The sequence below is a fragment of the Paenibacillus sp. J22R56 genome, assembly GCF_056269375.1.
Window position 1 is genome coordinate 336,614 of record NZ_JBWDNV010000002.1, and the last position, 21,156, is coordinate 357,769.

Below are 21,156 nucleotides of genomic sequence, written 5' to 3' on the forward strand. Positions count from 1 at the left end.
TAAATTAATCCGATTAATCGCATAGGATATATAAAATTTAATTGTGGAATAATTTGGTGCATGTTATGATCTACTCGTAATCTACCTTAATAACGTTTAGGAGGAATGAAAGATGGCAAATCAAACTGCGCAAAATTCGACACAGTTAGAGGAGGTTAAGAGGAATATCCGCTTCGATTCCACACCTCGCTGGATTCGTGTGAAATTTAACGGGGAGACAATTGCGGACAGCAAAAATGTCATTGTCGTGCATGAACGCGGCCATTTGCCGGTCTATTATTTTCCAGAGGCGGATGTCCGAACAGATCTCCTCGAGCAAACGGAGCAGTCGACATTCTGCCCATTAAAAGGTGATGCTTCCTACTGGACCATTACAGCAGGCGACCGGTCTTCAGAAAACGCGGTTTGGAGCTACCCGAATCCGATTCCTGAAAGTGAAGGCATCAGAGGGTATTATGCTTTTTATTGGAACAAGGTAGATGCCTGGTACGAGGAAGAGGAGCAGATTTTTGTCCATCCGCGCGATCCGTATAAGCGTGTCGACGCCATTGCCAGCTCACGCCATATTCAAATCAAGCTGAATGGGGAGTTGATTGCTGAGAGCAAACGTCCTGTCATTGTGTTCGAGACTGGAGTTCCAGTCCGTTATTATTTGCCGCAGGAAGATGTCCGCTTCGACCTGCTTGAAGCCTCTGACTCCCAAACAAGCTGCCCTTACAAAGGTAATGCTGTTTATTGGACGGCTGCGGTTAACGGCGAAGTCTATAAAGACATCCTGTGGAGCTATCCGAATCCGATTCCGGAGATCCCTAAGATTGCGGGATTAGTGTCATTCTATAACGAGAAGACGGAAGTATTCGTAGATGGAGAGCGTGAAGCTGAGCCCAAATGGTACAAGTCGGCTTTAGATTTCTTTAACGCAAATGAGATCAAGGCAACAGAATAGACTCGTGCGTGAGTGCAGAATGGCTGACCTGTTCGACGGGAAGTCTTTTTTTATACCTTTAAAACATATAATTCCGATAGAATTAGTAAAAATAATGATTGACAAGGTCAATCCCTACATACTAGTATTGGAAATACCACTAAGAAATGAAAAAAGAATAAAGCGGACTCACCTAACGGTAGGAGGTCTTGTTCCCAATAAGGGGAATAAGGCCTCCTCTTTGTTTTTTTTAGGAATCCGCTTGAGAAAAAGGAGTGGGTAGGGTGGCGGAAGCGGCCGTTGAATTTCGAGATGTAAGTAAAACGTATCGGGCGGACTCCGGATTTGGATTAGACCGGTTTAACCTGCAAATTTCGCAGCGAAAGATCGTGTGTATCATTGGTCCTTCAGGCTGTGGGAAAACAACCCTTCTCAAGCTGATTAACCGGCTGATCGAGCCGGAATCTGGTCAAATCTTCGTAGAAGGCGAGGATATCAGCAAACTGAATCCCGTCCATCTCCGCAGAAGAATCGGCTATGTCATCCAACAAATCGGACTATTCCCGCATATGACCATCGAAGAAAATATTTCGATTGTACCTCGGCTCAGGGGAGACAGCAAAAAAAAGCAGCAGATCAGAACAGAAGAATTGCTTGAGTTAATTGGCCTTCAGCCGGATCAATTCCGTAAACGGTATCCAAGCGAGTTAAGCGGCGGGCAGCAGCAGCGTATCGGTGTAGCAAGGGCGCTTGCAGCAGAACCATCCATAATCCTGATGGATGAACCATTCAGCGCACTGGATCCGATCAGCCGGGTACAACTGCAGAAGGAACTCATCAAACTGAATGAACAGCTGCACAAAACAATTGTTTTCGTTACTCATGACATTGACGAAGCCTTTAAGATCGCCGATGAAATTGTTCTGCTCAAGGATGGGGAATTGGTTCAAGCTTCTGAACCAAATGAGATCATCAGGCAGCCAATTAACAACTTTGTAAGAGATTTTATTGGCCAGGAGCGCTTTGGGGCGGGCTATGCCATCTAAGGGGAGATCTCGGTTATGGATCAATTTTGGAATACGGTAAAAGCAGACTGGCCGCTCATCGTACAGAAAACCGGTGAGCATATTCAGCTGTCGCTGTGGTCGGTGCTTATCGCCTGTGTGATTGCTATCCCGACTGGTATCTTGTTAACCCGCCAGAAAAGGCTCGCTAATGGAGTTATAACGGTCATCTCGGTCATCCAGACAATTCCGAGCCTCGCTTTATTCGGATTCATGATTCCGTTCGTCGGAATCGGGGAAAAGCCCGCAATTATTGCCCTGACGTTATATGCGCTGCTGCCGATTTTGCAAAATACGTATACCGGCATCAGTGAGGTACCGCCAGCGCTCATTGAAGCAGGAACAGGAATGGGTATGACACGCTGGCAGATCTTGCGGTTAGTACAGCTGCCGATTGCTCGAAGCGTCATTATGGCAGGGATCCGGCTCGTAACCGTCCAGACAATCAGTATGGCGACGATCGCGACATACATTGCAGCGGGTGGCCTTGGCGATATCATTACGAGGGGAATCTCGATGATTAATACGATCACGATTTTCGAAGGGGCAATACCGGTTTCCCTCCTTGTTATTGCCGTTAACTTGCTACTGCTGTACATCAACAGGCTGTTAACGCCAAGGGGCTTACGTTCACAGAACAAAATTAAAGGATAGATCGAGAGGAGTATAGGATGATGAGAAGACATAGTTGGAATGTTGTCCAGAAGAAAAAGACATTTGGAGCTTCACTTATCTTGTTAGTTGGTTTGTTAGTTCTGGGTTTGACAGGATGCAGTAATGCAAAGGATTCCTCTTCCGGTAAAAATGATTCAATCGTTGTTGCAACAAAAGGGTTTGCTGAATCGGATATTTTGGCGAATGCTCTTAAGCTTCTCGTTGATCAGGACACGGATCTGAAAACTTCAATTAAGACGCTAGACAATAATCTGCTGTGGGCGGCGATTGATAATGGAGAGGTTGACACTTACGTGGAGTATACGGGGACAGCATTGCTCAATATTTTGAAGGAGCAGCCGATTTATGATCCGCAGCAGGCTTATGAGAGTGTGGTAAAGCTGCTCAAGGAACGTAACAAAATCGATGTGCTTGATCCAATTGGCTTTAATGATACATACGCCTTTGTCATTCGCAAAGAGACTGCAGATAAGCTTGGAATCACAAATGTATCGCAGTTGTCTGAGAAATCTGGTGAGCTCGTATTTGGTACAAATGCGGAGTTTCTGAAGCGGGAAGACACTTGGCCGCTGGTTGAGAAAGTATACAATCCGAAGTTTAAGGAACAAAAGACGATCCAGGAAGCTGGCCTTGCTTATCAGGCGATTGGCCAAGGACTCATTGATGTTATGGTAGCCTATTCAACTGACAGTAAAATTGCGGATAAAGATCTGATCGCTCTCGAGGACGACAAGCATGTATTTGTCCCTTATTATGCGGTGCCAGTCATACGAGAATCGACACTAGCTGACCATCCTGAACTGAAAGAAGTGCTGAACAAGCTGAAGGGCAGCATCACGGATGCGGAGATGCAGCAACTAAACGGCGAAGTGGAACTTAAGCAGCGCCCGGCGTTAGATGTTGCGAAGGAATGGCTGACAAGCAAAGGTCTCTTGAAATAAGACGGATTTAAGTAATATCGAGGAGGCGTCAGGAATGGGGAAAGAGAAACGGCAAATTGCGCTTGGAGCGATGATGTTTTTTCCAGCAGGTGAGCATATCTCAAGCTGGAGACACCCGGGATCAGATGCAGGAGCACTACTGGATTTTGATTATTACAAGCGGATCGTGCAAAAGGCGGAGGAAGGCAAGTTTGATATGTTCTTTTACGCAGATGAGCTATATGTGTGGGATCGTTTCGAATCCAGCGTGAAACAAGCGAACAGCATTCGGCCGGAGCCGTTTACTCTGCTGTCGGCACTGGCGGCGGTAACCGAGCGAATTGGGCTGGCGGCAACGATCTCAACGACCTATAACGAGCCTTATCATATCGCAAGAAAGCTTGGAACGCTTGATCACTTGAGCCGCGGCCGGGCTGCCTGGAATATCGTAACCTCGCAGACAGATGAGGAAGCGCGGAACTTTGGTCAGGAGAAGCATCTCTACCATGCTGTTCGTTATGAGCGCGCGAAGGAGTTTGTCGAGGTGACACAAGGGCTGTGGGACAGCTGGGAGGAGGATGCTCTTCTGCTCGATAAAGAAAGTGGACAGTTCGCAGATCCTGGCAAGCTGCATTATTTGAATTACGAAGGGGAGCATTTCAAGGTAAGAGGACCACTTAATGTGACGAGACCGCCGCAAGGTTATCCTGTTCTCATTCAAGCAGGTGCTTCAGAAGCCGGCAAGGAGCTAGCAGCAGCAACGGCAGAAGTGGTATTTGCACCAGGCGGTTTACTGGAGGACGCTAAACGATTGTATGCCGATTTGAAGGGCAGATTGGCCAAATATGGTCGAAATCCGGATGAACTGCGTATTCTGCCTGGTGTGATGCCGATTGTTGGCCGGACCGAAGAGGAGGCTAACGCGAAGCGGGCTATTGTAGAAGAGTTAACTCCGCTCGAGCTAGGACTTGATCTCTTATCTCATTATCTTGGTCGTGATGTCTCGCAATTTCCGCTGGATGAGCCTCTGCCCTATCTGCCTGAAGTAGAGGGCTTTAATCAAAGTCAAAGTGGTCTGCAGCGGCTGCGGGAGCTGATTGAGAAGGAGAATCCAACGCTTCGCCAGCTGGTCAAACGGGCGAAAAGCACTTTCGTAGGAGGCTTTGTTGGAACACCAGTTCAAATCGCAGACCGACTGGAAGAGTGGTTCACAAGCGGCGCTGCAGATGGCTTCAATATTGCATTTTCTCATCTGCCTGGTGGTCTGGAAGATTTTGTTGATCTAGTTGTTCCAGAACTGCAGCGGAGAGGTTTGTTCCGAACTGAGTATGAAGGCACGACACTACGGGATCATCTTGGTCTTGGCCGTCCCGTATACCGGGAAGTGGCGGCGGGGAGTGTGCAGCATTGAGCCTGATACAAGCAAGTCGAGGGACAGAGCTGCGGTGTAAGGGATGGCGGCAGGAAGCCCTGCTTCGGATGCTCGAGAATGTATTGGAAAATGGAGAAAATCAAAAAGAATTAATCGTATATGCCTCGCTTGGCAAGGCGGCCCGAAACTGGCCGTCTTACCATGCTATCGTCCGTACACTCAAGGAGCTTGAGGAGGATGAGACATTAGTAATCCAATCTGGCAAGCCGATTGGTGTCTTCCGTACTCATCGGCAAGCGCCTCTTGTTGTAATGGCCAACTGTAATCTGGTCGGGAAATGGGCGACGAGCGAGAACTTCTATGAATTACAAGAGAAGGGTCTTATTATATGGGGCGGTTTAACAGCTGCCGCTTGGCAGTATATCGGTTCGCAAGGGGTTATTCAGGGAACTTACGAAATCTTTCAAAGCATAGCCCGGCTGCATTTCGGTGGTGATCTACGGGGAAGGTTCATTCTTACGGCTGGCCTAGGAGGCATGGGCGGCGCACAACCGCTTGCAGGCACGATGTCGAATGCGGCTATTTTATGTGTGGAAGTATCCGATGAACGGATCAACAAGCGGCTGTCTTCCGGCTATTTGCAGCGCCGGACAGAGAGCTTGGATGAAGCGCTTGATTGGATCGATGATGCCCGTAACAGGGGGGAAGCATTGTCCGTTGGTTTAAGGGGTAATGCGGCTGATATTTACCCAGAACTATTGCGGAGAGGAATTATCCCGGACATCGTTACCGATCAGACCTCAGCTCATGATCTGCTCTATGGTTATATTCCAAGTGGTTATACGACTCATGAGGCTGCTCGGGTAAGGCAATCTAACCCGGCGGAGCTTCAATCGGCGGCTGGCCACTCGATTGCACAGGAAGTTGAAGCAATGCTGGCTTTCAAAACAGCAGGTGCTGTTGTGTTTGATAACGGTAATAACATTCGCACACAAGCAAAGGCTTACGGAGTAGAGGATGCTTTTCAAATTGATATCTTTACGGAGGCGTTTCTTCGGCCATTATTTGCAAGGGCAATAGGTCCGTTCCGCTGGATTGCACTTAGTGGTGAGGCACAGGATATCCGGGTTATTGATGATCACATTCTTGAGCATTTCCGCCATAACGAAACGGCTGTTAATTGGATTCAGCTGGCTCAGAAGCATGTTCCTATCGAAGGATTACCTGCAAGAATCGGTTGGTTTGGTCATGGGGAGAGAACAAAGCTTGCGCTTAATGTGAACCTGCTTGTTAAGGAAGGCAAGTTGGCAGGACCTATTGCTTTCTCCCGTGACCATCTGGACGCTGGAGCAATGGCACATCCGAATATTATGACGGAGCGAATGAAAGATGGGAGCGACGCCATTGCCGATTGGCCGCTTCTTAATGCAATGCTGAACTGTTCTTCTATGGCAGATCTCGTCGCGATTCACTCTGGAGGCGGCGGTTATGCCGGTTTTATGACAAGTGCAGGGGTTACGTTAGTGGCTGACGGTACAGAAGAAGCTGAGATCCGGCTGCGTACCGCACTCGATAATGATACAGGCCTTGGCGTGCTGCGTTATGCGGATGCCGGCTATGAAGAATCACATGATGAGATACGGGTAAAAGGAATTCGCAGAATATCAACGGAAGGTTAGGTGATGGGATAAGATGGCTAGAGAATTAACAAAGCAGGATGTGCTGGCAGCCGTAAAGGGTGGATCGGTCTACGCAAGCGGTGGAGGCGGCTGGGTGGAACATGGCCTTGAGATTGGTGGTGCTGCGGTCACGATTGGCCGGCCAAAACTGGTCAGTGTAGATGAGCTTCCAGATGATGCGATTATCTTGACCTGCACAGCGATAGGAGCACCGGCTGGAACTGAATGGCAGATGCTTGGCAAAGATTATATTAAAGCAGTTCAGCTTATTATCGAGCAATATGAAGGCCGAATCGTTGGGGTGATGACACCGCAAAACGGCATGTCGAGCTCCATTAACGGCTGGCTGCCTGCTGCTGCGCTTGGGCTTGTAGTGGTGGATGCAACTGGCGATATCCGTGCTCATCCTACAGGCAAGATGGGATCGCTTGGACTAGCATCGCGTGAAGATATCGAGACCATTCAAGCTGTAGCTGGAGGGAAACCAGAGAATGGTACCTACCTTGAGCTAGCCGTTAAAGGTTCACCAAGCCGCACTTCGAATGTTCTTCGGACAGCAGCTGATTTGGCCGGAGGCTTTATTGCTGCAGCACGTCTGCCAGTCCCTGTAAGCTATGTCCGTGAGCATGCTGCAGTTGGGGGGATTTCCAGAGCAATTGGACTTGGCGAAGCAATTCTGAAAGCCGAACCGGAAGGTGCTGAGAAGGTCCTTGAAACAATCAGTTCCTATACTGGCGGCAGTTATATCGGCAGAGGTGTTGTTGTTCGCAAAGATATCCGTTACCAAGGCGCCTTTGATATCGGTACGATTGAAGTGGAGACAGAAGGAAAGAGGCTTATCCTTCATGTCATGAACGAATACATGGCAGTTGATGACGGTTCCGGCAACCGGCTCTCTACATTCCCGGATGTCATTACGACCATTTCGCTTGAAACAGGTGAACCTGTGAGTGTTGGTTATCTGTATGAAGGCCAGGTAATTGCGGTATTTACGATTGATAGATCACTTATTCCGCTTAGTACGGGGGTAAAAGACCCGGCCGTATATCCGGAAGTGGAGCAGGCTCTAGGAATCAAACTGTTCGACTACGCTTTTCCCAAAGGCACTCAGGTCTATGTCTAAGAAAGAGCCGCTTGTATTAGACGGCAGTGTGCTATCTCTTTCCTCTATAGAGGAGGTCGCGAGGTTCGGCAGGCCAGTCCAAATCGCTGAATCTGCCCGGACACGGCTGGAGGCTGCACGGGGGCTTGTCTATGAACTTGTCGAACAAGATGTTCCTGTCTACGGATTTAATCGTGGTGTAGGCTGGAACAAAGACAAGAAAGTAGATCCTGCTTTTTTTGCTCAATATAACCGTAATTTGATCTTGTCGCATAGCTCAGGAATCGGTCCAAATGCGGCAGACGATGAAGTTCGTGCGGTGTTGCTCGCGCGGCTTAATGGCTTGTTGGCAGGCTGTACTGGAGTACAGCCTGCCATTGCCGACCGATATGCTGCATTTCTGAATCTTGGCATTTCCCCTGTTCTTCCGCTGAGAGGGTCGGTTGGAGCCGCCGATATTACGAACCTGCCCCATATCGGACTCGCCATGATTGGAGAAGGGGAAGTCGACGCGCAAGGCCAGCGGCAGCCTGCTGCTACTGCTTTGCAGGAAGCTGGACTTGCCCCGCTACAGCTTGGACCCAAAGACGGGCTTGCTATTGTAAGCTCTAACGCCTTATCGGCGGGTATTGGCGCACTTGCTCTTGTTGACACCATAAAAGTGCTTGAACTAGCGGATGTTATCTATGCGATGTCGCTTGAAGCCATTCATGGCCAACTGTCTCCCTTGGATGAGTCTGTACATCGAATGCGGCCATTCCCAGGACAATTGACTAGTCTTGCGGTTGTCAGGAATGCTCTCGAAGGAAGCCATTTATGGCAGCATCAAACTGTAGAAAAACTGCAGGATCCGTTAAGCTTTCGTGATGCCGTTCAAGTCCATGGTGCGGCGAGGGATGCCTGGCGTTATGTGAAGGACCAGCTTGAACTGCACTTGAACAGTTCAGATGACAATCCATGCTTATTGCTGGAGGAACGTCGTATCGTTTCTTGCGCCAACTTCGAACCAATCGCATGGACTTTAGGCTTTGAGATGCTTGGTCAAGCGCTCCATCATGTATCCCGCTGCTCTGTATTTCGCACTTTACGTCTTGGCGACCCGTCATTTACAGGTTTAACCCGATTCCTTACACCGAATGAGCAGTATTCCATCGGTTTCTGTACGCTGCAGAAAACCGTAACATCGCTTGATGCCGAAATTCGTCATTTATCGAATCCTGCATCTGCTGATTACGCCTCATTAGCGGGAGATATGGAAGACCATGCAACGAACTCACCATTTGTCGTGTATAAGACGCGTGAAATCATTGACCGGCTTTATTACATCTTAGGGATCGAAGCGATTCATGCGGCACAGGCTATTGATCTTCGGAGTTCACAAGATAGCTTGGGCAAAGGTGTAAGAAAGGCTTATGAAGCCATACGGGAATCGGTTCCCTATTTATCAGAAGACCGGGCTTTAACTAAGGATATCGAGCAGGCTTATCAGATCATGAGGAGGAGACATACAAATGGCAATTGGGCATTATGATCCCCAGTGGAATTTGCGGGATGGAGAGCGGAAGGAATGGGAGATCCGTGCAGAACGTAGTCCCAAGCGAGTTCGAGTCAAGTTTGGAGAAATTACGGTAGCTGACAGCAAACGGGCTCTGCTCGTTACAGAGACGGGCAAGCTTCCGGTTTACTATTTTCCAGAATCGGATGTTCGGAAGGACCTATTCGAGCCTTCAGGCTTTCGCCAAGAACATCCTGTTAAAGGAGAGGCTGTCTATTGGCATATTCGTAACGGTGAACGTCTAGTAGAAAACGTGGTTTGGAGTTACTTCCAACCGGTGGAGGAGAGTGCTATTCTAAGGGGCTATTATTCTTTTGTATGGAAAAAAGCTGATGCCTGGTACGAGGAAGACGAAGAGATTTTCGTTCATGCGCTGGATCCGTATACAAGAATTGATGCGATACCTAGCTCCCGCCACATTCAAGTTGTCATTAACGGAAAGATAATTGCAGACAGCAAACGTCCAGTCGTCTTGTTTGAGACAGGCTTAACCCCTCGTTATTATATTCCGGTGGAAGACGTTAGGATGGATTTGCTTGAATCATCTGATACAACAACCCGGTGTCCCTACAAAGGGATAGCAACCTATTGGAATGCGAGTGTGCTTGGCCGCAAATATGCCGATGTCGTGTGGAGCTACCGCAAACCTCTTCCTGAGGTTCATGAGATTGCACGGCTGCTCAGTTTCTATAATGAACGTGTCGATGCTGTCTATATAGATGGGAAGAGATGGGCATTGGAGGATAAGGACAGACTGCCTTACAGCGGTGTGTCTTAGGCAGATCAACCCTTAGGATTGAACAGATCCTGAGGGTTTTTTTGCATGAAATCGGATCTTCAAGCCATACTACAGGTAACCTAGTTTTCGGAAAGTTGGAGGAAGCATGGCATGATCGGTTATCCGTATTTATGGGTACTAGCAGCCGGTCTCATCATTGTGCTTTTTCTGCTCATTGCCTTGGTGTCACCAGTAGTCATTCAAGGACATATGAAACGAGATGGAGATAATGACGATATCGAGATCAAGTTCAAAGCGATCTTTGGTTTACTGCGTTATAAGATGAAGATCGGTTCGGTTGATTTCAGCGGCAAAGCAATCCGTTTGCATGAGCATTTGATGGGTACAAGCATTGGTATGAGCAGTAAGGATGAGAAAAATGATGAGATCGATAAAGACCGTGTGATGGCGGGAATTGATAAGTTTAAACGTGCTGCAGCGCTAACGAATAATTTATCGAAATGGGCAAAAGGAACTTTAGCGAAGATCAAGCTGGAAGAATGGAGATGGTCAAGCTCTGTTGGTACAGGTGATGCGATGTGGACAGCTATGGCAACGGGAGCATTGTGGTCAGTGAAGACAACTACTTTAGGTGTTTTGTCACAATTCGTCAAACTAAAAGCGGAGCCAAAGGTCGATGTTAAACCAGTATATGCGCAGCCTTGTTTTACAACGGAATGGTCCTGCGTCGCCAGAATTGGGTTTGGGAATGCCGTTATGGCAGGAATCCAACTACTTATACGCTTGAAGAAAGCAAAAGAAGGTGTACAGGCTTGGCGAACTCTGCTGTTTAAGGCTTAAAATCCGAGATGACTTTTGGTTCCATACATAGTCGAGCGCTGTGATGAGCAGAATACAAAAGCGTAGGCGAGTCCTCATCCATAACGCACAAACACAATACAAATTCAGGAGGAGTCACAATGCCAGAACATCCGATTCAAGGCCTAATGCAAACTGCTATGGAAAATATTAAAGAGATGGTCGACGTCAATACGATTGTCGGTGATCCTGTCCAAACGCCTGATGGCAGCATTATTATGCCAATCTCGAAAGTGGGATTCGGTTTTGTGGCTGGCGGCAGCGATATCCGTTTTGATGGTTCAGCATCACACGAGCATACGTCGCCATCTGACGGCCACAACCATAATGCCAGTGTTTCAGCACCTTTCGGCGGCGGCAGCGGCGGCGGGGTATCGATTACGCCAATCGCTTTCCTTGTTGTAGGTACACAAGGTGTGAAGATTGTTCCGCTTGATAATCAAACGCATCTGATGGAACGGATTATTGATTCTGCTCCACATGTATTCGACAAGGTTCAATCGATGTTCAAAACATCAGCAAGTTCAAATCCAAGCTCAAATGACTATATAACAGATGGAACTGACACCCTCATCTAGGGAACTGCCCGCAAGGGCTGCTGATTACCACAATAGATAATCCCTACCTCTAGACGCGGTCGCTCTTCTCCGAGAGACCTCGATAGAGGTTTTCTCATTTCTGGAGGTAGGCATGTCTTAATTTGCCCATCCGAAGCATATACTGTACAAGGTGAGGGCTGACGATAGGAAAGGAGCAACGAAAACGTGAAGGTTACTCGCCGAATAGGAATAGGATTATGGATAGCCAGTTTGATATGGGGGACAAGCTTAGCGACGCCGGCATTCGCGGCGCCAAAGCCGATTCATACCAGTGCAAATGCTTCTGCGCTTGTTGATGTAAAGTCAGGAAGACTGCTGTACAGCGAGAATGGAGAACAATCCATGCGAATAGCCAGCTTGACAAAGATCATGACGGCTATTGTCGCGATTGAGCATGGCAAGCTTGCAGATCATGTGAAGACGAGCAAAACAGCGGTTGGCAAGGAAGGCTCATCTATTTATTTGCAGCTTGGTGAGGAAATGACACTGCTTAATATGCTGTATGGGCTTATGCTCCGTTCAGGTAATGATGCGGCAACAGCAATCGCCGAGCATGTAGGTGGATCGGAAGAGGGCTTTGTTCATCTCATGAATGCGAAAGCGGAGATATTAGGCCTTACTCATACGCAGTTCAAAAATCCACATGGTTTGGATGCGGAAGGGCATTACTCTTCTGCAAATGATTTAGCAAAATTAACGGCTTATGCTTTAAGAAACCCGGTATTCGCCGAGATTGTTAGCACGAAGGTAAAGAGTGTTCCAAACCCTCATGAAAAATGGCAATACAGCTGGGCAAACAAGAATAAAATGCTCGCTATGTATGAAGGGGCAGATGGAGTTAAAACCGGCTATACCAAAAAGGCACTTCGCTGCCTGGTCAGTTCCGCAACAAGAAACGGACAGCAGATTGCGGCTGTGACGTTAAATGATCGTGATGACTGGATTGACCACCGCCATATGTTAGACTGGGGCTTTAAATACTATCCCCTTATGGAAGTAGCAAGCAAGGGCCAAACCTTAGCAGGCTATCCATATGCGGTTGGAAACTCCTTTTATTATCCGTTAGCCGAAGAGGAGCGGGACATGCTTCAATCCCGTCTTGTTGTCCTTGATATGGCAACGATGAATTATAGACTAGGGGAACGTGGTGCGCTGGAATGGTATTTGAACGATCAGAAGATTGGATCCATTCCTGTCTATGATATTGGCAGTGCAAGAATGAGCTTGCCAGAACGCAAGCCGATGTCGGATGCTGCTATGCTTGATTATAAGAGGGCAAAAACGGAACATGACAGCTTCATACATTCGATAACATCCGTTATCAATGCATTATTCGAAATGTAAGAAAGTATAGCTATACTTTGCTTATATTTCACCCGCGAAACGAATGCTGCCCCTCTATAGGACGACGCAGCCGTTTACGCTTGGCTAATCGGGGGAGGCGGCCAATTTATGGTGAACTGGATATGGTTGTTTTTTATCGTGGTAAGTGTAGTAGTTGGAGCGGTTAATGGCAGAATTGATGCCGTTACGCAAGCGGCGTTTGATGGTGCTAAATCAGGAGTAACGATAAGCTTTGGGCTGATTAGTATTATGGTGTTCTGGCTGGGAATGATGCGGATCGCAGAGGATGCGGGTATGCTGAAGAAGCTTGCCCGGATGTTAAGCCCTGTTGTGAAGCGTCTATTCCCGGACGTGCCACCTAATCATCCGGCAATGGGTTATATTATGAGCAATTTAAGCGCCAATCTGTTTGGACTAGGCAATGCAGCTACGCCAATGGGAATAAAAGCAATGCAGGAGCTTCAAAAGCTGAATCCTGACCAAACGACTGCTACGCCGGCAATGTGTACGCTGCTTGCGCTAAATACCTCCAGCATAACTCTTGTACCTACAACGCTGATTGCCATTCGAATGAACTATGGTTCCGCGAATCCGGCAGAAATCGTCGGCACGACGCTGGCGGCGACCTTTGTTGCGACAGGCGCCGCTATCGTTGCTGACCGATGGTATCGCAGGCGATCTGCACCACCTCCAGGCAAGACCACCCGCAATTCTAAACAAATGCCGATCAAATCCTCCATAGATCCACCTGTCTCAGCATCAGCTACACTTCCAAGAGGAGGAGGTGGAGAAGTTGTTTGAGCTGTTTACCCGCCTGTCAGCCTGGCTTATTCCAGCAATTATTGTATTTATCCCATTATATGCAGCTTTTCGTAAAGTCCCTGTCTATGAAACCTTTATTGAGGGGGCAAAAGACGGATTTGGCACCGCTATTAATATTATTCCTGCTCTTGTTGGCATGATGGTGGCGATCAGTATGTTCCGCGCGTCCGGTGCAATGGATCTCATGCTGGGCGCCGTGCGCCCCTTGTTTGATCTGTTGAGTATTCCGACGGAGGTATTACCGCTTGGTATTCTTCGGCCGCTTACCGGTGCAGGCTCACTCGCCTTCACCGCAGATCTTATCGCCACACATGGACCGGACTCGATGATCGGCCGTATTGCTTCAACGATTCAAGGCAGCACCGATACAACGCTGTATGTGCTGACGGTTTATTTTGGTGCTATTGGTATACGAAAGACAAAATATGCCTTGAAAGTAGGCTTATTCTCGGATCTTGTCGGATTTTTGGCAGCAATTCTTATTTGTATGTACATATTCAAGTAGTCGCGACTTGTGCTTTCCCTTCCATATCGTTATGATGGAGGTTGAGGTGAAAGCATTGGAACGTTTACAAAAGATATTAGCTCAAGCGGGTATCGCATCCCGTCGAAAATGCGAAGACATGATATTAGCCGGTGCCGTAGAGGTAAACGGTGAGAAAGTAACAACGCTTGGCGTCAAAGCGGACCCAACGACTGATGAGATTAAGGTTAACGGCAAGTCGATCCGCAGTGAGAAAAAGATCTATCTGATGCTGAATAAACCAAAAGGTGTCATCACTAGCGCGAAGGATCCGCAAGGGCGCAAAGTGGTGGCTGATTTTTTGCCCGGTATTAGGGAGCGTGTCTATCCGGTTGGACGACTGGATTACGATACGGAAGGTCTGCTCTTGCTAACGAATGACGGTGAGTTTGCCAATCTGCTAACGCATCCAAGTCATCACGTGCCGAAGATGTATTTCGCAACAGTCAAAGGCACACCACATGGTTCTTTGCTGGAGAAATTGAAGTCCGGTATTATGCTTGAGGATGGAATGACGGCACCGGCAGATGTTGAATATCAGGATGTTGATGAGGAGAATAAGACCTCAACGATCCGTATTACAATCTACGAAGGTCGTAATCGACAAGTACGTCGGATGTTCGACGCGATCAATCATCCGGTTGTGAGATTAAGACGTGTAAAATTCGGCGATATTGGTCTTCAGAACTTGGCGAGAGGTCAGTTCAGACACCTGACTCCCGTTGAAGTGAAAGAGCTTCGGGAAGCGGCTCGCAAGACACATAAAGTTCATAAAAAGTAAGCGGCGGCAGCGGTTATTGCCGCCCGTTTTTCGTTATAATGAATGTATTCTAAGCTGACATCAATGGTGAAATGTAGGTGATGGGACAGGAATGGGCAAGTATCGAAAAACGGTGCAAATTGTCATTCTGCTTGCCGTGCTTGTTGTAGGCGGATATGCCATTGGCAATACGTTATTCGCTGCAAATGAAGGTGGAATCCCGAAGATTGGGGAACAAACGCCAGATTTTACGCTGGTAGATTTGCAGGGGAATACGCACAATTTATCTGATTATAAAGGTAAGGCTGTTGTTATTAACTTTTGGGGCAGTTTTTGTCCCCCTTGCGTAAAGGAAATGCCAGAGTTCGAGCGTCAGTATGAGAAGTGGAAGGACGCAGGACTTGAGATACTGGCGATAAACTTAAGCGAGGACACGCTTACTGTGAACAATTTCGTTCGCCGGTTCGATCTGAACTATCCGATTTTAAGAGATGTGAACCGAAAGACAGAGCATAAATACGGACTGGAGTCGTATCCGACAACCTTCTTTGTACTTCCGGATGGGACCGTTCAGGATGTTTTTGTGGGTGGTATGAGCGAGAAGGATATTGATTCACGTGTAGACAAGCTGCTTCAGTAAGATTGCCTCGAGTTAGGAGGCTGATGGATGGGATTAGGGGGTTTCACGGTGTTATCTCTACCTAACACGAAATGCGAATGCGGACATCAGAATGCCGTTGGTACCGTGCTGTGCGAAAGCTGCGGCAAACCGCTTATGGAAGACATGGAGTCAGATGCCCCGCTCGAGATGCGATACGACGGCGTCGCGAGAAGGTCGCAGAAGAGTAATCCAAGCTGGATTGACCGGATTTGGAATTTTTTCTCGTCCGTCAAGATTGCTGTTTATCTCATTGTCATTACATTGATCACAGCAATGTTTGGTACCATTTACCCGCAGGAAGGCTCATTTCTGAATAATTTCGAGCCTTCTATCTATTACGAGGAGACATATGGTTTATCCGGCAAGCTTTATTATAAGCTGGGATTGTCTCATACATACGATTCATGGTGGTTCATTACACTGCTTGTTATGATTGGTACTTCTCTTGTTATCTGCAGCTTGGACCGCGTGCTGCCGCTGTATAGAGCACTAAGCAAGCAGCAGATCCGCAAACATTTGCGTTTCATAACGAGACAGAAGACAGTGTACAATGCCCCGATTGAAGGAGATTCTGAAGAATGGGTGAAGCAGTTTTCCACTCATTTGAAGAAAAAGCATTACAAAGTGTATACAGACGGAACTGCGATGCTTGCCGAGAAGAACCGGTTCAGCCGTTGGGGGCCTTATATTAATCATATTGGCTTGATTTTGTTCTTGCTCGCTATCTTAGGCAGAAGCCTTCCTGGCTGGCAAATGGACAGCTATGTGAGCATACCAGACGGTGATACGGTTCAGATCGAAGGTACGAACTACTACGTGAAAAACGAGAAGTTCACAGTCGAGTACTATACGGATGACGAATTGCCGCCAGAACTTCATGGCACTCTCCGTGCCAAACGTTATGAGACTGCAGCAGTTCTATATAAATGTACAAGCAACTGCGGTGAAAATGCCACGGGTGAACCTGAGCTGAAAGAAATCAAAAAGCAGGACATCCTTGTGAATCATCCGCTCAAGTATGATGGGCTTAAGCTGTATCAGTTTGACTACGATGTTACGCCAAAGCTGAAAAGTGTTAGTCCGGAACTCGTAAATAAGGAAACTGGCGAGAGTTACGGGAAATTTGATTTGCCAATGAAGGATGCACCTCTGGATTATAAGCTAGGGCCTTACACGATGAAGCTTGCGGCTAATTATATGGAGTTCAGCATTGGCGAAGATGGGGAACCCGTAACGCTCAGCCGTGATCCGAATGCACCAGCCTTTATCTTCCTGATTACAGGTCCAGGGTTACCTGAGAAGGGTCAGCCTTATATCTACTTCCCGATGCAGAAGGATAAAGAGAAATTTGGACAAGACACGATTAATGCTGCGATTTCGGACAAGCTGGAGATTAAAGTGAATGGCATGGACAATGTTCACTTTGCCGAAGCTTCCACGTATTTGAACGTACGTAAGGACAAAGCTCTTACTTATGTTTGGTATGGGGCAGCCATTTCGATGCTGGGATTATTACTTGGCTCTTACTGGCAGCATCGACGCATTTGGCTGCGGATCGACGACGGTAAGCTGTCGCTTGGCGCACATACAAATAAAAACTGGTACGGCATGAGAGCAGACGTGGCTTACGCACTCCGGAAGACCGGAATTGCCGTAGAGCCTAAGTCGCTTGATAACGGAGGGAATAACGCGTGAGTTATGTCGATTTCAGCAGCGATGCCTTTATCGCCGCCTTTTTCCTATATTGCTTTGCATTCCTGTTCTATGTAGTAACGATTGCAGGAAAAAAATGGAGCAACCGTGATCCGATAAAACATGAGAAACGCTGGTCGCGCATCTCGTTCATCACATCGTCACTCGGCCTTGCCGCCCATCTGACGTTCTTCTTTACAAGATGGATTGGAAGCGGTCAAATTCCAACAAGTAATATGTATGAGTTTATTACGTTCCTAGGCATGGCTATTATGATCGCATTTACGATCGTATATGCGATTTACCGAGTACCTTTACTTGGAATGTTCGCCTTACCGCTAGTTGTACTGGTAGTGGCTTACGCATCGGTATTCCCGCAAGAGGTTCAGCCGCTTATTCCAGCACTGAGCTCCATGTGGCTGAAGGTGCATGTAACGACTGCAGCAACTGGCGAAGCCTTCTTCGCAGTAGGCTTTGCAGCAGGTCTGATGTATCTCCTTCGTGTAGTTGACTTTAAGCAAACCTCGAAGGAAGCTAGAAGAGATCAATTTTGGGTAGAATTCTCTTTATATACGATTGTCCTGGTTATTGGCTTCATTGCTGTTGTATTTATTTTCAAAGGGGCAGGCTACGAGGCTACATTCACCCAAGAGAAAGTCACTATCGACAGCAAGGGCGTTGATCATTCCTCGACCGATACAGCCAATTATACGCTGCCGCCAATTGTTAAACCTTATAACAGCCAAGCCGTTCAGATGGATTCTTTCCTTGGTATGGATAAGCCATTGTTCGAAGCACCAAGCTGGTTAACTGGTGTTAATGGAGGACGTAAGTTAAATACGGTAATCTGGTCTGTAATTGCAGGTTCTATTTTGTACGGATTAATTCGCTTGCTGTTCCGTAAACGGATTGGTGCAATTATCCATCCGCTTATGGAAGATATCGATCCGGAAGATCTGGATGAAATCAGCTATCGTGCAATTGCGATCGGCTTCCCAATCTTTACGCTAGGTGCCCTTATTTTCGCTATGATCTGGGCGAACATCGCATGGGGCCGCTTCTGGGGCTGGGATCCGAAGGAAGTATGGGCGCTTATCTCTTGGCTCTACTACAGTGCCTACTTGCACTTCCGTCTATCGCGCGGCTGGCAGGGCAAACGCTCTTCGTGGCTCGCGGTTATCGGTTTCGTCGTTATCTTGTTCACATTGGTAGGGGTTAACCTCGTTATCGCTGGTTTGCACTCTTACGCAGGCGTATAATCATTAATAATAAATTGTTTTGAAAGGAGCAACACCGCATGTCCGACTATGCAAGCCGTATTCTAGTGGTAGATGACGAGGAACGGATTCGTCGTTTGCTGAAAATGTATTTGGAGAAGGAAGGCTATCTGATCGACGAAGCGGAAGACGGTGAGACCGCGCTTCGGCTCGCAACAGTAACCGATTATGCGCTCATTCTGCTCGACGTTATGCTTCCGGGCATTGACGGCGTGGAGGTGTGCTCCCGCTTGCGGCAAGTAAAAGCAACGCCGGTTATTATGCTGACGGCCAAAGGCGAAGAAATGAATCGTGTGCAAGGCTTTGAAGTTGGTGCAGACGATTATGTCGTGAAGCCATTCAGCCCACGCGAAGTCATTTATCGTGTAAAGGCGATTTTGCGCCGCTCATCCGCTACGGCCTTTTTGACAAAAGAAGTGAATTCAAGCAACAATATTGTTTTCCCGCATCTCGTTATTGAACATGATGCACACCGCGTATCAGCTGGCGGACAGGAAGTGAGCTTAACTCCTAAAGAGTATGAGCTTCTGCATTATTTGGCCGTATCGCCGGATAAAGTTTTCTCGCGTGAGGAACTGCTGAAGGATGTATGGAACTATGAGTTCTTTGGTGATCTGCGTACGGTAGATACACATGTGAAGCGCCTGCGTGAAAAGTTAAATAAAGTATCGCCTGATGCTGCTTCGATGATTACGACAGTATGGGGCGTTGGTTATAAGCTTGAGGTACCGAAGTAATGAGGCTGTTGAAACGTTGGGGGAACTTTGCCCTGCATACGGTAGTCGGGAAACTGTGGTGGACGATTATGTTTCTCGTCGCACTTGTCCTCGTTATTCTTGGGACGTTCCTGCTCCAGTATATCGATATTGCCTTTAATAGTGATTCCCAGCATCGAATTAAAGTGTTATTTATCGTTGTAGCGGTTATCGGTTTTTTGCTTTCTACGTTCTTCGCGTTCTTCCTGTCGTCACGGATTCAGCAGCCATTGCTGGCGCTGAAGAAAGCAGCGGATTCCATTGCAGGCGGTAATTATAAGACAAAAGTAGAAATTCGTTCTTCGGATGAGATCGGTGATCTTGCCAAAACATTTAACCATATGACAGAACAGCTGGAGATGCTGATTGATGATCTGAATCACGAGAAGGAGCATCTCTCCAGCATTCTGCGCAGTATGGGGGATGCGGTGATTACGTTTGGCGCGGATGGCGAGGTTATTCTTACAAATCCTCCTGGCCATATGCTGGTGAGCCGCTGGTCGGATCTCGATATGGATGTTGATTTTGAAGATGAAGGAGCACCTACGTTCCATTGCGTGCCCGGTCCGCTGCGGGATACGTTCCAGCTTGTCATGCAAGCGGGACGTGATTGTACGAATAAAGTGCAGGTCCATAACAATGTATGGTCGGTTGTAATGGCGCCTCTTCAGACAGATGGTGTCATTCGTGGCGCAGTTGCCGTTATTCGAAATGTAACAGAAGAGCATAAGCTCGAGAAGCTGCGTCGGGACTTTGTTGCTAACGTCTCCCATGAGATTCGGACACCACTTTCGATGCTGCAAGGTTACAGTGAAGCCCTTCTTGATGATATCGTGGCTTCGCCGGAAGAGCGGAAAGAGCTCGTCCAAGTCATCTATGATGAGTCTCTTCGGATGGGCAGGCTCGTAAATGACTTCCTCGATATGGCCCGGATGGAAGCCGGTCATGTTGAGCTCAGTCTGCAGGAGTTTGATATGAGTAATGTTGTGAGGCGTGTTCATCGGAAATTCCAAGTGTATGCGAAGGAACGTGATGTCAGCTTGATTGCAGAGCTCCCAGATGAACCGCTTGCTGTTTATGAGGCGGATGAGGACCGGATTGAGCAGGTATTGACGAATCTGATGGATAATGCACTTCGTCACACTCCAGCAGGTAAATCGATCCGAATAGCCGGAGATCTCGCGACGATTAATAAGAAACGTTATGTAAAGCTTATTATTGCTGACGAAGGGCAGGGTATTCCTAGCGAGGATGTCCCGTATATCTTTGAACGGTTCTACAAAGCCGATAAAGCACGTAAACGTGGTGCATCGGGTGGTACCGGACTAGGACTTGCTATCGTCAAAAATATCATTACTCAGCATAATGGCCGAATCGAAGTCGACAGCGTCCTCGGTAAAGGCACGACATTCACTTTGCTGCTGCCTGTCGAATCCAATCAATAGATGTCACTACGCTCCCTTCGGGGAGCGTTTTTTTGTTGAATGAGGGGATTTAATCTTGTTGTTCGTGAAACATTGTTGTTTGCTGACGGCGTCGGTCTCTGAGGGCTCGAGGTTGGCTCGTGGGACGGGGTAACGTGCTTTCGGCCGCTGTTGTCTGTCCATTGCCTCGGATTGGAATGGGGCTAGGGTAGGCAATGGACAGACAAAGGCGGACGCTCCGCTCCTCAAGCACGTTACCCCTTACCCTCTCGCACCGAGCCCCCAAGAGCCGCGCGCGCCGTGCTGCGCTGGCGCGGGATCGTTAATGCCACACCAATCTGTGGTGTGGAAAGGTTAGGGCAAAAAGCAGGCTCGATAGCTCGAGTGGCGGGGGTAGCGTGCTTTCGGCC

19 protein-coding genes and 1 pseudogene are annotated in these 21,156 nt (G+C 47.9%); all 20 read left to right on the top strand.

Going from position 1 to position 21,156, the window contains the following annotated elements; genetic code table 11:
* Positions 1–112 precede the first annotated feature (112 nt).
* The 20 genes and pseudogenes from AC0YNT_RS05435 to AC0YNT_RS05530 all read left to right on the top strand — a co-directional run bounded on the left by AC0YNT_RS05435 (position 113) and on the right by AC0YNT_RS05530 (position 20,767).
* On the top strand, positions 113–946 hold the full coding sequence (locus AC0YNT_RS05435; RefSeq protein WP_475803654.1) for a DUF427 domain-containing protein: 834 nt from the start codon (positions 113–115) through the stop codon (positions 944–946).
* A 263-nt stretch (positions 947–1,209) separates the two neighbouring features.
* Positions 1,210–1,947 (top strand): annotated as a pseudogene (locus AC0YNT_RS05440) (ABC transporter ATP-binding protein); the annotation flags it as partial.
* A gap of 39 nt (positions 1,948–1,986) precedes the next feature.
* On the top strand, positions 1,987–2,643 hold the full coding sequence (locus AC0YNT_RS05445) for an ABC transporter permease (RefSeq protein ID WP_475803655.1): 657 nt from the start codon (positions 1,987–1,989) through the stop codon (positions 2,641–2,643).
* 17 nt (positions 2,644–2,660) lie between these two features.
* The gene (locus AC0YNT_RS05450; protein ID WP_475803656.1) at positions 2,661–3,605 is read left to right on the top strand and encodes an ABC transporter substrate-binding protein; all 945 of its coding nucleotides are present in this window, start codon (positions 2,661–2,663) and stop codon (positions 3,603–3,605) included.
* Positions 3,606–3,639: 34 nt separating this feature from the next.
* Entirely contained in the window at positions 3,640–4,995 is a 1,356-nt protein-coding gene (locus tag AC0YNT_RS05455; protein ID WP_475803657.1) for an LLM class flavin-dependent oxidoreductase, read from the top strand.
* Positions 4,992–6,635 carry a urocanate hydratase gene (locus AC0YNT_RS05460; RefSeq protein WP_475803658.1) on the top strand — a complete coding sequence of 548 codons (1,644 nt, stop codon included), beginning with the start codon at positions 4,992–4,994 and terminating at the stop codon, positions 6,633–6,635. The genes AC0YNT_RS05455 and AC0YNT_RS05460 overlap by 4 nt, the downstream gene beginning before the upstream one ends.
* 13 nt (positions 6,636–6,648) lie before the next feature.
* A complete protein-coding gene (locus AC0YNT_RS05465) occupies positions 6,649–7,758 on the top strand; it encodes a DUF917 domain-containing protein (protein WP_475803659.1) in 1,110 nt (369 codons plus the stop codon).
* The gene (locus tag AC0YNT_RS05470) at positions 7,751–9,268 is read left to right on the top strand and encodes an HAL/PAL/TAL family ammonia-lyase (protein WP_475803660.1); all 1,518 of its coding nucleotides are present in this window, start codon (positions 7,751–7,753) and stop codon (positions 9,266–9,268) included. The genes AC0YNT_RS05465 and AC0YNT_RS05470 overlap by 8 nt, the downstream gene beginning before the upstream one ends.
* Positions 9,249–10,070 carry a DUF427 domain-containing protein gene (locus AC0YNT_RS05475; RefSeq protein WP_475803661.1) on the top strand — a complete coding sequence of 274 codons (822 nt, stop codon included), beginning with the start codon at positions 9,249–9,251 and terminating at the stop codon, positions 10,068–10,070. The genes AC0YNT_RS05470 and AC0YNT_RS05475 overlap by 20 nt, the downstream gene beginning before the upstream one ends.
* Positions 10,071–10,181: 111 nt before the next feature.
* A complete protein-coding gene (locus AC0YNT_RS05480) occupies positions 10,182–10,871 on the top strand; it encodes a DUF2953 domain-containing protein (protein ID WP_475803662.1) in 690 nt (229 codons plus the stop codon).
* Between the two features lie 119 nt (positions 10,872–10,990).
* Positions 10,991–11,467 (top strand): GerW family sporulation protein, encoded by a 477-nt coding sequence (gene ytfJ, locus AC0YNT_RS05485; protein WP_475803663.1) that lies wholly within the window; start codon positions 10,991–10,993, stop codon positions 11,465–11,467.
* 234 nt (positions 11,468–11,701) lie between these two features.
* Entirely contained in the window at positions 11,702–12,832 is a 1,131-nt protein-coding gene (locus tag AC0YNT_RS05490; RefSeq protein ID WP_475804079.1) for a D-alanyl-D-alanine carboxypeptidase family protein, read from the top strand.
* A gap of 108 nt (positions 12,833–12,940) precedes the next feature.
* Positions 12,941–13,633: a nucleoside recognition domain-containing protein gene (locus AC0YNT_RS05495; protein WP_475803664.1), complete on the top strand. Its 693-nt coding sequence runs from the start codon at positions 12,941–12,943 to the stop codon at positions 13,631–13,633.
* Complete coding sequence (locus tag AC0YNT_RS05500) at positions 13,626–14,159, top strand: spore maturation protein (RefSeq protein WP_475803665.1); 534 nt, start codon at positions 13,626–13,628, stop codon at positions 14,157–14,159. The genes AC0YNT_RS05495 and AC0YNT_RS05500 overlap by 8 nt, the downstream gene beginning before the upstream one ends.
* 55 nt (positions 14,160–14,214) lie before the next feature.
* Entirely contained in the window at positions 14,215–14,958 is a 744-nt protein-coding gene (locus tag AC0YNT_RS05505; protein ID WP_475804080.1) for a pseudouridine synthase, read from the top strand.
* Positions 14,959–15,049: 91 nt separating this feature from the next.
* On the top strand, positions 15,050–15,577 hold the full coding sequence (locus tag AC0YNT_RS05510; protein ID WP_475803666.1) for a redoxin domain-containing protein: 528 nt from the start codon (positions 15,050–15,052) through the stop codon (positions 15,575–15,577).
* A gap of 27 nt (positions 15,578–15,604) precedes the next feature.
* The gene (gene resB / locus AC0YNT_RS05515; protein ID WP_475803667.1) at positions 15,605–17,293 is read left to right on the top strand and encodes a cytochrome c biogenesis protein ResB; all 1,689 of its coding nucleotides are present in this window, start codon (positions 15,605–15,607) and stop codon (positions 17,291–17,293) included.
* Positions 17,290–18,549, top strand: coding sequence for a cytochrome c biogenesis protein CcsA (ccsA, locus tag AC0YNT_RS05520; protein ID WP_475803668.1), 1,260 nt, complete (start codon positions 17,290–17,292; stop codon positions 18,547–18,549). The genes resB and ccsA overlap by 4 nt, the downstream gene beginning before the upstream one ends.
* Before the next feature lie 38 nt (positions 18,550–18,587).
* Positions 18,588–19,304: a response regulator transcription factor gene (locus AC0YNT_RS05525; protein ID WP_015843966.1), complete on the top strand. Its 717-nt coding sequence runs from the start codon at positions 18,588–18,590 to the stop codon at positions 19,302–19,304.
* The gene (locus AC0YNT_RS05530) at positions 19,304–20,767 is read left to right on the top strand and encodes an ATP-binding protein (RefSeq protein ID WP_475803669.1); all 1,464 of its coding nucleotides are present in this window, start codon (positions 19,304–19,306) and stop codon (positions 20,765–20,767) included. The genes AC0YNT_RS05525 and AC0YNT_RS05530 overlap by 1 nt, the downstream gene beginning before the upstream one ends.
* Positions 20,768–21,156: the final 389 nt, after the last annotated feature.

Bases quoted from the DNA above. Each gene is read 5' to 3' on its own strand.
- AC0YNT_RS05435 (WP_475803654.1), top strand. From the start codon at position 113: ATGGCAAATCAAACTGCGCAAAATTCGACACAGTTAGAGGAGGTTAAG.
- AC0YNT_RS05445 (WP_475803655.1), top strand. From the start codon at position 1,987: ATGGATCAATTTTGGAATACGGTAAAAGCAGACTGGCCGCTCATCGTA.
- AC0YNT_RS05450 (WP_475803656.1), top strand. From the start codon at position 2,661: ATGATGAGAAGACATAGTTGGAATGTTGTCCAGAAGAAAAAGACATTT.
- AC0YNT_RS05455 (WP_475803657.1), top strand. From the start codon at position 3,640: ATGGGGAAAGAGAAACGGCAAATTGCGCTTGGAGCGATGATGTTTTTT.
- AC0YNT_RS05465 (WP_475803659.1), top strand. From the start codon at position 6,649: ATGGCTAGAGAATTAACAAAGCAGGATGTGCTGGCAGCCGTAAAGGGT.
- AC0YNT_RS05470 (WP_475803660.1), top strand. From the start codon at position 7,751: ATGTCTAAGAAAGAGCCGCTTGTATTAGACGGCAGTGTGCTATCTCTT.
- AC0YNT_RS05475 (WP_475803661.1), top strand. From the start codon at position 9,249: ATGGCAATTGGGCATTATGATCCCCAGTGGAATTTGCGGGATGGAGAG.
- AC0YNT_RS05480 (WP_475803662.1), top strand. From the start codon at position 10,182: ATGATCGGTTATCCGTATTTATGGGTACTAGCAGCCGGTCTCATCATT.
- ytfJ (WP_475803663.1), top strand. From the start codon at position 10,991: ATGCCAGAACATCCGATTCAAGGCCTAATGCAAACTGCTATGGAAAAT.
- AC0YNT_RS05495 (WP_475803664.1), top strand. From the start codon at position 12,941: ATGGTGAACTGGATATGGTTGTTTTTTATCGTGGTAAGTGTAGTAGTT.
- AC0YNT_RS05510 (WP_475803666.1), top strand. From the start codon at position 15,050: ATGGGCAAGTATCGAAAAACGGTGCAAATTGTCATTCTGCTTGCCGTG.
- resB (WP_475803667.1), top strand. From the start codon at position 15,605: ATGGGATTAGGGGGTTTCACGGTGTTATCTCTACCTAACACGAAATGC.
- AC0YNT_RS05525 (WP_015843966.1), top strand. From the start codon at position 18,588: ATGTCCGACTATGCAAGCCGTATTCTAGTGGTAGATGACGAGGAACGG.
- AC0YNT_RS05530 (WP_475803669.1), top strand. From the start codon at position 19,304: ATGAGGCTGTTGAAACGTTGGGGGAACTTTGCCCTGCATACGGTAGTC.